At 60.2% G+C, this 13,933-nt stretch carries 10 protein-coding genes; 7 read left to right on the forward strand and 3 right to left on the reverse strand.

The features are described from left to right. Positions 1 to 10: 10 nt before the first annotated feature. Positions 11 to 412, reverse strand: a complete 402-nt coding sequence (locus tag QN222_RS07045; protein ID WP_283964627.1) for a GtrA family protein — start codon at positions 410 to 412, stop codon at positions 11 to 13. A 605-nt stretch (positions 413 to 1,017) separates the two neighbouring features. On the opposite strand from QN222_RS07045, the gene QN222_RS07050 reads away from it, so the two are divergent. The 7 genes from QN222_RS07050 to QN222_RS07080 all read left to right on the forward strand — a co-directional run bounded on the left by QN222_RS07050 (position 1,018) and on the right by QN222_RS07080 (position 10,339). Continuing rightward, on the forward strand, positions 1,018 to 1,929 hold the full coding sequence (locus QN222_RS07050) for a methionyl-tRNA formyltransferase (protein ID WP_283964628.1): 912 nt from the start codon (positions 1,018 to 1,020) through the stop codon (positions 1,927 to 1,929). After that, the gene (locus QN222_RS07055; RefSeq protein WP_283964629.1) at positions 1,930 to 2,901 is read left to right on the forward strand and encodes an ATP-grasp domain-containing protein; all 972 of its coding nucleotides are present in this window, start codon (positions 1,930 to 1,932) and stop codon (positions 2,899 to 2,901) included. Positions 2,902 to 2,905: 4 nt separating this feature from the next. Next, entirely contained in the window at positions 2,906 to 3,598 is a 693-nt protein-coding gene (locus tag QN222_RS07060; RefSeq protein WP_283964630.1) for an HAD family hydrolase, read from the forward strand. Positions 3,599 to 4,085: 487 nt separating this feature from the next. Next, positions 4,086 to 6,194, forward strand: a complete 2,109-nt coding sequence (locus QN222_RS07065; protein ID WP_283964631.1) for a nucleoside-diphosphate sugar epimerase/dehydratase — start codon at positions 4,086 to 4,088, stop codon at positions 6,192 to 6,194. A gap of 256 nt (positions 6,195 to 6,450) precedes the next feature. Next, complete coding sequence (locus tag QN222_RS07070; RefSeq protein WP_283964632.1) at positions 6,451 to 7,671, forward strand: glycosyltransferase family 4 protein; 1,221 nt, start codon at positions 6,451 to 6,453, stop codon at positions 7,669 to 7,671. 143 nt (positions 7,672 to 7,814) lie between these two features. After that, entirely contained in the window at positions 7,815 to 8,903 is a 1,089-nt protein-coding gene (locus QN222_RS07075) for a glycosyltransferase (RefSeq protein WP_283964633.1), read from the forward strand. A gap of 248 nt (positions 8,904 to 9,151) precedes the next feature. Beyond that, positions 9,152 to 10,339: a calcium-binding protein gene (locus QN222_RS07080; RefSeq protein WP_283964634.1), complete on the forward strand. Its 1,188-nt coding sequence runs from the start codon at positions 9,152 to 9,154 to the stop codon at positions 10,337 to 10,339. A 370-nt stretch (positions 10,340 to 10,709) separates the two neighbouring features. On the opposite strand, the gene asnB is transcribed toward QN222_RS07080, so the two are convergent. Together asnB and cysQ are read right to left on the reverse strand one after the other, a co-directional pair. Then, positions 10,710 to 12,668, reverse strand: a complete 1,959-nt coding sequence (asnB, locus tag QN222_RS07085; RefSeq protein WP_283964635.1) for an asparagine synthase (glutamine-hydrolyzing) — start codon at positions 12,666 to 12,668, stop codon at positions 10,710 to 10,712. 442 nt (positions 12,669 to 13,110) lie between these two features. Continuing rightward, positions 13,111 to 13,908 (reverse strand): 3'(2'),5'-bisphosphate nucleotidase CysQ, encoded by a 798-nt coding sequence (cysQ, locus tag QN222_RS07090; protein WP_283964636.1) that lies wholly within the window; start codon positions 13,906 to 13,908, stop codon positions 13,111 to 13,113. Between the last annotated feature and the right edge of the window lie 25 nt (positions 13,909 to 13,933).

The raw sequence follows: 13,933 nt of genomic DNA on the forward strand, positions 1-13,933 counted from the left end.
CCGATCGTCATCAACGTAGAACCTGACCGGCCGCCCATGCTTTTGCGTCCGGCCGGAAAACTATGTATTTGGAGGCTAAGTAGTTCCAAAGGAAAACTATCGGTATCGACGCCAGCTTTGCCGGCACCTTCTCCGCGAACTGCATGAACACGAGCACCAGCCCGGTCGATATCGTCAGCCCGATGACATTGATGGTTATAAACAGGACAAACCGCCGCGAGTGCCCTCGCCTGTGGCCCGGGCTGCGGAAGGTCCAGAAATTGTTCAGCATGTAACTCGTCACAATGGCCGCCGAAAAGGAAACCATGTTGGCGAGTGGCCCTGACAGCCCGAATCCTGTAGCCAAAAGGATAAAGCCACCGAGGTCGACGGCGACATTGATCACCCCCACAATGCCGAAACGGATCAGCATGGGCGAAGGCAGCCAACCCCAACGCCAGCGGCGACCGTCATGCCTGGTTGAGGGATGAAGACCGACGGCGGTCAGTGGCGACGTGTGCTGATCAGTGTCCGCCATCACGCGCCCCCCGCACCCGTTCTAGCCCTTGCTGCGAATATGCCTTCGGGCAAATTGTTGACAACCTGTTTCAGGTTTTAAAATAACTGACTTCAAACTTTTAAAAACTTAAACGTTGCTGATCGGTGCAAGTCGTCGTTGAACCGCTATACGATACTTTATTTGAATTGCAGGGAGTCCGCAATTTATTCGACTGTCAGGTAAATCCCTAATTATGTCCGCGATACGCAGAAGCGCCGGGAACCCTCCCCCCCGTCCCTCAATCTGTCACTAACCTTTCCGCCCAGGGTCGTGACGATTTTTGAATCGGTGCTGTGGACACGGCTGCCGTTATTGTGTTTGATAGTTCAATATTAGCGTTCAAAAATTGTAATATTTGCTGTTGCCGGTCACAAAAGCGAAAGTTGCACTGTGACCCCTTTGAAGTTTTCGAGCGACGTAGTCGCGACAGCGGCTGCAATATACGTCGCCTTCGATCCGTTGTCCCTGGTGCATAGAACATGCGTATCGTTTTCGTCGGTGCCGTCGAGGGCTCTCAAATTGCGCTGGATGCCCTTATCAAGGCGGGGCGCGTCCCATCACTGGTGATAACCCTCCCATTGGACGCGGCGGGACGCCACTCCGATTTTGTAGACATCGCGGGTCCAGCGCGGACAGCCGGAAGCGCAGTCCACTTCGCCACGGATATCAATGCGCCTGGGACGCTGGACGCCATCGCTGCGGTCGATCCGGATCTGACGTTGGTGGTCGGTTGGTCGCAGATCTGCAAGCAGCCCTTTCGCGATATTGCGGCAAAAGGCACCATCGGCTTCCATCCGGCCGCGCTGCCACGGCTTCGGGGTCGCGCCGTCATTCCCTGGACGATCTTGCACCAGGAAGACACGACCGGCTCTACTCTCTTCTGGCTGGACGATGGCGTGGATTCCGGACCGATCGTGTTGCAGCGCCTGTTCGCCGTTGCGCCCGACGAGACCGCGCGCAGTCTCTACGCGAAACACACGGCCAACCTCGCCGAAATGGTGGTGCAAGCCGTGGCACTTGTCGAGGGCGGAGACGCGCCCCGGGCCGAGCAGGACCACGCGCAGGCAAGCTATTGCGCCAAGCGCACGGCCGATGACGGCCTCATCGACTGGCGCAGCCCGGCCGCAGCGGTATTGCGTCTGATCCGCGCCGTCGGCGAACCCTATCCCGGGGCTTTCACCTTTCTACGCGGCGAGAAAATCCGCATCGACGCCGCCACGGCCTTCGACAATCGCGGGCGCTATATCGGTCTCGTCGGCCAGGTCCAGGCCCACACGGAACATGGTTTCGTGGTTCTTTGTGGCGACGACCAGTGCATCGAGGTGTCGGCCTGGACGTCGCCGTCCGGCAAGCGCCCGCCAGTTCACAGCAAGTTCAGCGGAGGTGCATAGATGAGGGGCACATCTCTGGCGATACTGGTTTCCTCCGCCGGCAGGCGCGTCGGCCTGATCGAGTGCTTCCGCCGGGCGGCCCGCGAGATCGATCACGATCTCAAAGTACTGGCCTGCGACGCCGATCCCGATTTGAGTGCGGCCTGCCAGGTCGCCGACAAGGCCTTCAAGGTACCCAGGATCGATCACCCGGACTTCGCCGCCAGCCTACTCGACATCGCCTCGCGCCACGAGGTGCGGCTCGTGGTGCCGACGATCGATCCGGAACTGCTGCCGCTCGCGCTTGCGGCCGGTGAATTCGAGGCCATCGGCGCCCGTGTCCACGTCAGTCCGCCGTCGGTCATCAATATTGCGCGCGACAAGGCGGAGACCATGCGGGTGCTCGGCGCGGCCGGTGTGCCGGTGCCGGCCACAAGCACGTACGAGGATGTGCGCGAGCGGCCCGGCGAATGGCCATGGCCGCTCTTCATGAAGCCACGCAACGGCAGCGCGAGCCGGCTTATCCGGCTTGTGCGCACACCCGACGAGCTGCCCCAGGACGTCGAGGAACCGATGATCGTGCAAGAGTTTCTGGATGGGCCGGAATACACGATCAATGCCTTCATCGATGCGACAGGCATGCTGAAAGCCGCCGTCGCCCATCATCGTCTGAGCATCCGGGCGGGTGAAGTGGAAAAGGGCAGGACGGTCCGCGATCCGCGTTTCACCGAAATCGCCCACCGGCTTGCCGACGCCTTGCCGGAAGCGCGCGGTGTCCTGTGCTTCCAGATTATCGCCGACCGCCAGAACGGACCGAAGGTCATCGAAATCAATGCCCGGTTCGGCGGCGGTTACCCGCTGGTCGATCGTGCCGGCGCAACCTTTGCGCGCTGGCTTCTCGAAGAAGTCGCCGGCCTGCCGAGCAGCGCGCATGATGACTGGCGCGAGGGCGTATTGATGCTGCGCTACGATGCAGCGGTCTATGGAGGGTAGGGCAGTGTCCGGCCGCGAAGGCGTTCTGGTATTCGACCTGGACGACACACTCTATCTCGAGCGGGATTTCGCCTTCAGCGGCTTCAGGGCCGCCGGCGATTGGTACGCCGGCCGGAGCGGCTTGCACGGGCTGGCAGAACGCTGCGAGGCCCTTTTCAACGAGGGTCACAGGACGAAGATCTTCGACGAGGCGCTCTGCGAGCTCGGCGTGGCTTTCGACGAGGCTCTCGTTGGCGAACTCGTTGCCGTCTATCGTGGCCACAAACCCACAATCGCGCTTGCGCCCGATGCCGAGCGCTTCTTTCGCGGACGCCGCCTCGGGCAAAGGCTTGCCATGATTACCGATGGGCCGTCTGCAACACAACTGGCGAAAGTGCAGGCACTCGGCCTCGACCGGTTGGTCGAACACATCATCTACACGGATGCCTGGGGAGCTGAATTCTGGAAGCCGCACCCGCGCGCCTTTGCGGCGATCGAGGCGTGGTCTGAAGCGCCCCCTTCACGCATCGTCTACGTGGCGGACAATCCTCGCAAGGATTTCGTGACCCCCCGTGCGCGTGGATGGTGGACGGTTCAAGTGGCTCGGGCCGATAGAATTCACCTCCGTGAAGCCCCCGAGGACGCCTACAAGCCGCACATTGTTTTACCCGATCTCGACGCACTGGAGGCCGGCCTGGCGGGACTGCAATCCGGTTGAAGGAAGGCCCAAGTCGGAATTCGCTCTCATATCAACCTTTTAGGCGCATCTTGCACGGTTAGCAACTTATCGATGCACCGGCCGTAACCGCTAAACTCTAGCAATCAAATAGGAAATTATATTTAGCTTGACACGCGAAATCTATTTACAACTCGTTAATTACGTGCTTTTTTATTACGGAATTCGAATATGACTTGTATAGTTTTGCGCCGAGATTTGACCATCGCGGGGCAACCATTTTTTGTTGAAAATGAATATTAGCCTTTCGACCCTGTCGACCAGACAAAACTCACAGGCGACGACCCTCCCACAGTAATGGGGCGCGAGGGCAATTGCGGTCGTCGCGCGGCTGGGCGGTAAGGCTTGCACTTGTTAGGAAGGGGCCGTCATGCTGCGTATATACGCCGCCGCGAAGGCGTTTCGTGACAATTTCCTAGAGTGGCCACCGCTATCGCGGAAGGACCCATCAGCAAAATCCTTCGGAAAAATGATTTGGGCCATCGCGGACACCGCTCGCGACATCGGTCTGCGGCGTCTCTCGACCGCGGCTCGGAGCGCTCAAAAATGCTCGGCGCTTTATCTTGTGGACCTTGGGTCGGCGGCGATCGCGCTCGCCGTGGCGCTGCTGTTGCGTTATGGCGTCACCGGCCTCAACGCCCGGCCGGAAACCGCCTCCGTGCTGGTATGGTCGGGCCTGCAATATGTGGCAATCTGCGCCTTCGTCTTCCCGTTGTCCGGCTTGTACAGCCGAAACTGGAAATACGGTTCCATTTCAGATCTGTTCACCATCCTTCGGGCAGCCTTGCTGACCTCCTTGCTGCTCGTCTCGCTGCTGTTCTTCTCAACGCGGCTGAGCGAAATTCCGAGAACGGTCGTCCCGCTGCAATCGCTGCTCTTGATCGCCTGCCTGGCCGCCTCTCGCCTGAGCTTTCGCGCGGATGAGATTTCACTGGCGCGACCGGCTTTCAGAATTGCCCGCAACGGCGCGGCAAAGGCGGACCACCGGACACCGCTGCTGATCGTCGGGGCGGGTGACGCGGCCGACCTCTATCTGCGCGCGCTCGCTCGGGATCCAAATACCACATACTTGCCCGTCGCCTGCCTCGACAAGACAGCCGACCACATCGGCATGACGCTTCGCGGCGTTCCGATTGCCGGCCGGATCGAGGATTTCGAGAATGTCGTGAGCGAACTGCAGCGGGTGAACCGGCAGCCGCGGCACGTCGTCTTCACCGAAGCGCCTTCGACGTTCGGGGACGCGGCGTCCGACGAACTGTTGAAATCGGCCGAGAGGCTGGGGATCGCGGTGTCGCGCCTGTCTCAAATGACCGAGCTCAAGCGTGCAAAAACGGAAAATCCCTACGAGCTTCGATCGATCGAGTTGACCGACCTTCTGGAGCGCCCACAGGCGGCGCTCGACAAGGAGGCCATTCGACGTCTCGTCAGCGGCCGGCGCGTGTTGATAACCGGAGCCGGCGGCTCGATCGGCAGTGAGCTAACCACCCAGATCGCCGCCTGCGCGCCGGCGGAGATCGTGCTGATCGACAACACAGAATACAATCTCTACGCGATCGACATGACGCTCAGCGAGAATTTCGCCACCGTCCCGCGCTTCAGCTATCTTTGCAGCGTCAGACGGAGCCAGCGCGTCGATGAAATCTTCGACAGGCACCGGCCGGAACTGGTGTTCCATGCGGCTGCCTTGAAACATGTGCCGATGGTGCAGATGAATCCGTGCGAAGGCGTGCTGACCAACGTCATCGGAACGATGAACGTTGCCAATGCGGCGAAGAAATTCGGCACGCTTGCAATGGTCCAGATCTCGACCGACAAGGTTGTGAACTCGACAAGCGTCATGGGTGCGACCAAGCGCCTGGCGGAACTTTATTGCCAGGCGCTCGACCTGGATGGCGTCGAAACCGGCAAGGGTCCGCGTTTCATGACCGTGCGCTTCGGAAACGTCCTCGGATCGAGCGGTTCGCTGATCCCGCTTTTCAAACGCCAGCTCGCACGCGGTGGCCCGCTGACCGTCACCGACCCCTGCATGACACGCTTCTTCATGACCATTCGCGAAGCGGTCGAATTGACGCTGCAGGCCTCTGCATACGGCTTCGAAAAGCAACTCGGCCAAGGGGAAATCTTCGTTCTCGACATGGGCGAGCCGATCAAGATCATCGATATCGCCCGCCGCATGATCCAGTTGGCAGGGTTCACGCCCGATCGCGAGATCGAGATCAAGATCATCGGATGCCGGCCGGGAGAGAAGCTCTTCGAGGAACTGTTCGACGAAACGGACAAGCGCATCGATTCGCCGGTGCCGGGTGTCCTCGGGGCGGTTCCGGATCCGATATCCCTGCCGACGCTGAGCGACGCATTCACCCGGCTGCAGCGTCATGCCGAGCGAGGCAACGAGAAGGGCCTGAAGGCGGTCATGCGCGAGTTGCTTCCCCGCTATGAGCCGGAACCGGTGAACGCGAACTCCCATCCCTTCCAGGAACCTACGCCGCTTCGGCGACGGAATTTTGCGAAGGGACGTCCGCGGCGCAACGGCTACGACAAGGGCGCGCGGAAGGAGCTAGGCCTGCCGGGATCTTGAACTGATAAGCCGCGAAAGCTGGCCTGCTGTCGCATGCAATGCGTGGCTCGTGTCGGGCGGCACGACGCAGGTCAGGATGGGCGGTCGTCAAAGGCGCAGAGCTGCAACATTGTTTGTGGTCTGATAGCAGGCCGAGCGCGGAGACTGGGATGCACAACCGAACTCCATCACTCCAGGCTGACGGCACATGTCGCTCCATGCCGTTTCCCGCGGCATCAGGAAGAAACTCTCGCGGGGGACGGCCGTGAACCCGACCATGTCAACTTCGCGCCCCTACGTTGAACGCGGCGACATCCGACTCTCCTTCCCTGCCGACTCCTGCCACCCGCAACAGGCGCCGGCACAGAGGCGCGTGATAGCGGTCGTTGCGAGCCTGACCGCTTCGCTGACGAATTTCCGGCTGGAGCTGCTGAAGAGATTGGTCAAAGCCGGGCACGAGGTCGTTGCCTTTGCTCCGGAAAACGACGAACGGGTCGAACAGCACCTGGCGCAGATCGGCGTCCGTTTCGTGCAGATCCCGATGGCTCGCACCGGGCTCAATCCTCTGGATGACCTGCGCACGCTTTGGTCGCTGAGGCAACATTTCAAGCGGCTGAAGCCGGACGTGATCCTGCCCTATACGATGAAGCCAATCATCTACGGGGGGATTGCCGCCCGGATGCTCGGGATCAAGGACCGCTGCTTCCTCGTCACCGGCCTCGGGCATGTCTTTTCGAACGAGACACCCGCCACGTTGAAGTCGAGCCTGGTTAGGCACTTGTGCGTCTGGCTGTATCGCATTGCCTTCCGCGGCGCGAAGGCCGTGTTCGTCTACAACGAGGCCGATCGCGCGGACATTTGCAAATACCAGATGCTCGACAGCACTGCCGTGCTCAGTCTGATCCCGGGATCGGGGGTTGACCTCGAGCATTTCGCTTTTTCGTCGCCACCTCAGCGCGGACCGGTCTTTCTTCTCGTCGCTCGCCTTTTGCGCGACAAGGGTATCGTGGAGTACGTCGAGGCGGCCCGAATCGTGCGTCGCACGTTCCCGGATGCGAAGTTCCAACTGCTCGGCAGCTTCGACAGCAATCCGGCCGCCATCTCGCGTGACGAGATCGACGGATGGGTCCGCGAAGGCATCCTGGACTACCTCGGATATACGCAGGACGTACGTCCTTACCTTGCGGCGTGCAGCGTCTTCGTTCTGCCCTCCTATTATCGGGAGGGCATTCCACGAAGCATACTCGAGGCCCTCGCAACCGGCCGGCCGATCGTCACGACCGACCTGCCGGGCTGCCGCGACACGGTGCAACCCGGCGTGAACGGATTGGTCGTCAAACCTCGGGATCCGCTCGGCCTGGCCGAAGCCATGTCGGTTTTTGCCCGCAATACGAGACTGGCCGCGGAAATGGGTCGGCAGTCGCGCTACATCGCGCAAGCCCGGTTTGACGTCCATATGGTCAACCAGATGCTGCTCGATCGCATGCGTCTGGCCTGAACCTGGACTGTCCCAGTGCCACCGCCGCTCCCCCGCCCCTGGTGCATCAAAGCCCGACTGGACCTCTCCGGATGGCCCGGTCCGCCAAGTCGAACGAGCCAGCTTCCAGGGAGTGAACAGGCTGCGCCAACAAGGTCGCCGCCATGATCATGCATGTCATCACCAATTTCACGGCCAGCGCGGGCGCCGAGACGATGCTGGCACGACTGCTCAAGATCTCCAGCGATGAACGCATCGTCGTTGCCTCTCTGCGTGGCATATCGGAACGGAACCGCGGTCTCGCCGACAATCCCAGGGTCGTTTACGCGCCGCTGGGGGCTGCATCCCCTGCCGGCCTGCCCGGCGCCCTGGTCAAGCTTGCGAAACTGATCCGCAAGGAAGAACCCGACGTCATTCTGTGCTGGATGTATCACGCGATGATCGCCGGCACGATCGCGGCGCGCATTGCACGCACCCGGACGCCCGTGTTCTGGAACATTCGGCAATCGCTCGACGATCCTGCTTGCCTGTCCCGCAGTTCGCGCATCGCGATCGCTGCGGGCCGGCTGCTATCGGCCAGGGCATCCGGCGTGATCTACAACAGTTCGCGCGCCCGTGACCTGCATGAGGCTTACGGCTACCACAATCGTCACGTCGCGGTCATTCCAAACGGCTTCGAACTGCCGCCGCTCGTTGCCGGCGAGGCGACGTCTGCCAGGCGGATCGGTATCGCGGGCCGCTTCCACCCACAAAAGGACCACGCCACATTCTTCCGCGCGGCCGCTCGTGTGCTTGAGACGCACCCGCAGGCGACCTTTGCGGCCGCCGGCTTCGGGCTTTCCCGCGACAATCCGGAGGTCATGAAGCTGATGGCGGAAGCAGGGCTTCCTCCCCAGTCGATAGATCTCAGAGGCGAGGTCTCCGATATGGCCGGCTTTTACCGCGGCATCGATCTCCTGGTCCTGTCATCCAGGACAGAGGGCTTCCCCAACGTCATCGCCGAGGCGATGAGCTATTCCAAACCGATCGTCACCACGAATGTCGGTGATGCCGCCGTCGTCGCGGGAAACGCCGGAATCGCCGTGCCGGCTCGCAATCCCGACGCCCTCGCCGAGGCGATGTGTGCAATCCTCGATCTCGCCCCGAATGAATATGCGCGCTATGCTCGCAACGCCCGCGAACGCATCGAGAGCGAATACACGCTCGCCGCGATCGAACGAAAATATTCAAATTTTCTGGGAGCTTACAAATAGGTCGGGCGCCGAATTATGATAATAAATCGCCGGCGAAGGAACATTAGCCCGCCACCCAAAAAGGTAACTCCGCTCGCCGCCAATTCCGATAATCGGTTGAATCCGCGATATAAATTTCGCGTCCGAACGGATATTCAAATTTTTCCTTAATCAGATCAACGCCATACTATTTAGATCGGTCGCGGGACACCTTTGTGCCTTATTCCGACTTTACCCGCTCCCCCCGCTAACAGCTAGAGGAGTTATTTATGGCTATCAACGGAACCAGCGCGGCTAACAAGCTCTATGGCACGAATTCCGTGGACACCATCAATGGATACGATGGTGACGACTTCATTTGGGGTTACGCCGGAAACGATTACCTCGACGGTGGTGCCGGCAACGACACTTTCTACGGTGGGCTCGGTAACGACTTCTTCAAAATGTCGATCGGCAACGATTACGCCGACGGGGGCGACGGCAATGACAGCTTTGACGGCGGCGCCGGCGACGACAGGATGCTCGGCGGCCTCGGAAACGACATCCTCGAGGGTGGTGACGGCCACGACATCATGGAAGGCGGCGACGGCCACGATCATTTCCAGGGCGATGCCGGCAACGACAAGATCTACGGTGGCGCTGGCGAGGAATGGATCGACGCCGGCCTCGGCGACGACATCATCTATGCCGGCGACGGCAATGACGGCTTCAACAACCGCATCGATCCTGCGACCGGCAAGTTGACCCAGCAGGCTGTCAGCGGCGGTGCGGGCAACGACACGATCTACGGCGAAGGCGGTGATGACGCGCTGAAGGGCCAGTCAGGCAACGACCGGGTTTACGGCGGCATCGGCCACGACAAGGTCGACGGCGGCGATGGCAACAACTACCTCGACGGCGGCGACGGCAATGACGTCCTCGATTCCGAGATCGGCATCGACGAGGCCCATGGCGGAAACGGCAACGACAAGATCGAAGTCGGCGGCGGCAACGATGTGGCTTACGGCGACGCCGGCGACGACAGCATTAGCGGCGAAGCCGGCGCCGACATCCTTTGGGGCGGCATCGGAAACGATCGCTTCTATGGCGGCGACGGCAATGACACGATCCACGGTGACGCAGGCCAGGACACGATCATCAGCGAAGCCGGCGCGGACATCCTCTGGGGCGGTGCTGATGCCGACCGCTTCGCCTTCAAGGGAGCGGCCGCCTATTCCGGGCAGGATACCGTCATGGACTTCCAGGACGGTGTTGATCGCCTCGTGCTCGAAAACCTCGGGATAACGAAGTATTCGAACTCAGGCGCGGCAGGTACGGTGTACGCCTACGAAACGTCCGGCGGCGATATCCTGATTAAGGGACACGGCTCGGGCGGCACCATTTCGGTGCTCATCGATGATCCCTCCAACCACCTGAGCGTGTCGAGCTTCAGCAGCGCGGACTTCATTTTCGCGTAAGCCGACGGGCCCGTCGCTGTATTCCGCGTCGGCACTGATGCACAGCCGGGCAGCTTTCTAAAGCATTCCACTTTCAAGTGGTATCGGTGAAGGCGTGAAACTCGCCTAGAACCAGAGTATTGGAGAGCCATGTGTTCGTACGAACGCACGGCTCTCCAAGTGTTGACGTGCGTGGAAAACATCACGGCCGATGGCGATTGCCTGCAGCTCTCGCCATAGCGGGCAGCTTCAAACAACAGCTTTTGCGCCGCCAAACGGATCGTATCCTCTAGATCATTTCATTGTTTCATTGAAACAGTGACTTGGTCTAACTCTTTGAAACTACGCAATTCCGGACGGAAAACCGTTACACACTTTTCCTGGAATTGCTCTAAAGACCCATCCACCGTTCAAGCCAGGCATTGAACATCAGCACCGTCCAGAGTTGCGGCCCCCAGTCGCGGTTCCCTGAAAGATGCGCCTTCCAACGGCTCAGTATCGGCTCGACCTTGAACATCCCGTCGCGGCGCATGCGGGATGGCGATAGCATGTCGCTGGCCCATTCACGCAATGGGCCTCGCAGCCAGGCGTTCAAGGGCACGCCGAAACCCCGCTTGTTGGCACTGATGAGCTTGTCGGGCAGCCGTCGCGACAGCAGTTTGCGCAGCGCCGGCTTGCTATGGTTGTCTGCGAAGCAAAGTGTCCGCGGAGACCGCCATGCCAATTCTATGAACCGATAATCAAGCAGCGGCGTCCGCATCTCAAGTCCGACGGCCATCGACGCGCGATCGACCTTCACGAGGATATTGTCGGGAAGATACGCGACCATGTCGCAAAACATCATTCTGTCGACCGAGCCGAGACCACCGGGAATTCTCTTCGACGAGAACGCCGTGCTCGGTTCCTTTCCGCCCAGCACCACATCGGTTGGACGGGTCCATTGGGACACGAAGTTCAAATACCGGTCGTCTGGATCCTGGATCTGCAGCAGTTCCGCGAGTCTTCGGAGGCGACCGCCGGTCACCTCGTCCCGAAGCGGTGCGGCAATCATCGATCGACCAAGGCTTGATGCTATATCGAGCAACCAGTCCGGTGCGCCTCTTGCTGCGTGAAGGGCGACCGAAGGCATTGTCTTGGCAAGGCGATCGAATGCCATCATCTGCTGGTAGCGCTTGTAGCCACCGAAAAATTCGTCGCCACCATCGCCGGAAAGTGCGACCGTCACGGTCTTTCGCGCGAGCTTCGCGACCATCAAGGTCGGGATTTGCGACGGATCGGCGAAAGGCTCGTCATAGATATCCGGCAAACTGGAAATGATTCCGAAGGCGGTTTCGGGCTCGGCCGTGATTTCCGTATGGTCCGTCTTCAGATAAGCCGCCACCTCCGCCGCCGCATCCGCCTCGTTGTAGTCCTCTTCCAGGAAGCGAACGGTGTAAGTCTTGACAGGTGTCGGCGACACTTCCTGCATGACCGCCGACACCAGGGATGAGTCGATGCCGCTGGAGAGCAAGACGCCGACCGGCACATCGGAGACGATGCGTTCGCGAACAGCCGCTTTCAGCGTGTTGTCGAGAAGAAGCAGGGCCTCTTCCGCAGACTCGATCCGATCGGCATAGCCTCGCTCCACGACCTCGAAGGCATCCCAATAAGGTCGGACCGATCCCAGAGCCGCAGCCATGGAGGCCGGTGGTTCATCAACGGAAATGCTCAGCCAGCAGCCATGCGGCAGCTTGAAGATACCGCGGTATATCGTATAGGGCGTCGGCACGTAATTGTGCCGGAGATAAAGCGCCAGGGCATCGCGATCCAATTCCGGATGGGCAAAGGCTGGATGCTTTCTGAGACTCTTCAGTTCGGATCCGAAGGCGACAGCGCCGTCGTTCACGCCTATGTAAAGCGGCTTTTCCCCCATTCGATCACGCGCAAACAGGACCTTCCGCTCCACCTTGTCGTAAAGAGCGAAGGCGAACATGCCGTTGCAGCGGCGCAATGCACCTTCCAAGCCATAGACCTCGATGGCCTCCAGCAGGATTTCGGTGTCGGAATGTCCGCGAAAGCGGGAGCCGCGTGCCTCCAGTTCATCACGCAGTTCGAGAAATCCATAGACCTCGCCGTTGTAGACAATGGAGTACCGGCCGCTGGCGGATTGCATCGGCTGGGCCCCTAACGGGGAGAGGTCGATGATCGACAACCGGCGGTGACAAAGCCCGACGCGGTTGTCCTGATCGAGCCATATGCCGGCATCGTCAGGTCCGCGATGCGCCAAGGCAGACGCCATCTGCCGCAAGATGGCGGCCAATTCGTCGCGCTGACCGCGCCTGTAATTTATCAGCCCTGCAAGTCCGCACATCGCAAGTACTTCAAGAACGTGGCCATCAATGCGCCGATCAAGTTGGGATCTCGTGTGGCAGGTAACGGGCTGTCACCGACTGGGTGAGTCCCTCCTGGCCAAATAAGCATTTCATTGAAAGAAAACCGAAAGCGCGCCGTCAACTCTCGCACGAATGAAAATAGCCTTTGGGCGATCGGGTTGACACTCATCCAAATGTCGGTGCTTTCGAAAATTCGTGTCAGCACCAAACTTTAATGCGAAAGTTCTTCGAGGCGTCGATGATCTTAAAGCCCGAGACTGAACGAAGCCTTTCACCTCGTCAACGCAAAAGTTACCGGGGCACTACCATCAATTGCGCCGCATCGCCATTGACTTGGCGAAAAAATTATGCCGGGGGCGCCGCTACAGCCGGCTGCCATCGCGAAACCGTCACCGAGCCCGATGTCGCGCGGCCTGAACTTCACAGCGCCGAGGGGCATTTCGCCCAGGCAATGAAATGCGGATTTGCGAAATCGCAGTCATCCGCCTGCATCCTCTTGCCGTAGGCCAGCTGTGAGCCGTTCAGGCGAACGACCGAACCGCCCGCGGCCCTGAGGACCGCGTCGCCGGCGGCCGTATCCCACTCCATCGTGCGGCCAAAGCGCGGATAGACATCGGCCTTACCTTCGGCAACGAGGCAGAACTTCAGCGAAGACCCGATGGACATGCAATCCTTGACGCCATGCCCGACTAGAAATGCCTCGGTTTCGGAACTGCTGTGCGAGCGGCTGGCAACGGCCGTCAGCACCGTACCCCTCGGCCTGACCCTTATCGTTTCCCGTTTCTCGATCGTGCCATCGTTGCCGAAAAGCAGTTTCTCGGCCCTGCCGTCGGCTGCCACATAGGCACAACGCTGGGCCGGCGCATAGACGATGCCAGCAACCGGGACGTCCCGCTCTATCAGCGCGATATTGACGGTGAAGTCATTCCGTCGATTGATGAACTCCTTCGTGCCATCCAGGGGGTCGACCAGAAAGAAGGAACCGCCGCTGATGTCGGGAACCTTGCCGCAGGCGACCGCCTCTTCCGCGATCACCGGAACACGGGGGAAAAAGCGCAAGAGCCGTTCGAGGATGATGACCTCGGCTCGTTCGTCCGCCTCGGTAACGGGGGACTGATCGTCCTTGTAACAGACACTAGGACCGGCGTCGTAGACACCAAGGATCGCCTCGCCGGCATCAATGGCGATGCGTTCGAGCACCTCACACAAGGCCGTCATTTCTCCTCCGTCATCTGGTCGAGAT

The organism is Sinorhizobium sp. 6-70 (assembly GCF_030124375.1).
Classification (GTDB): Bacteria; Pseudomonadota; Alphaproteobacteria; order Rhizobiales; family Rhizobiaceae; genus Sinorhizobium.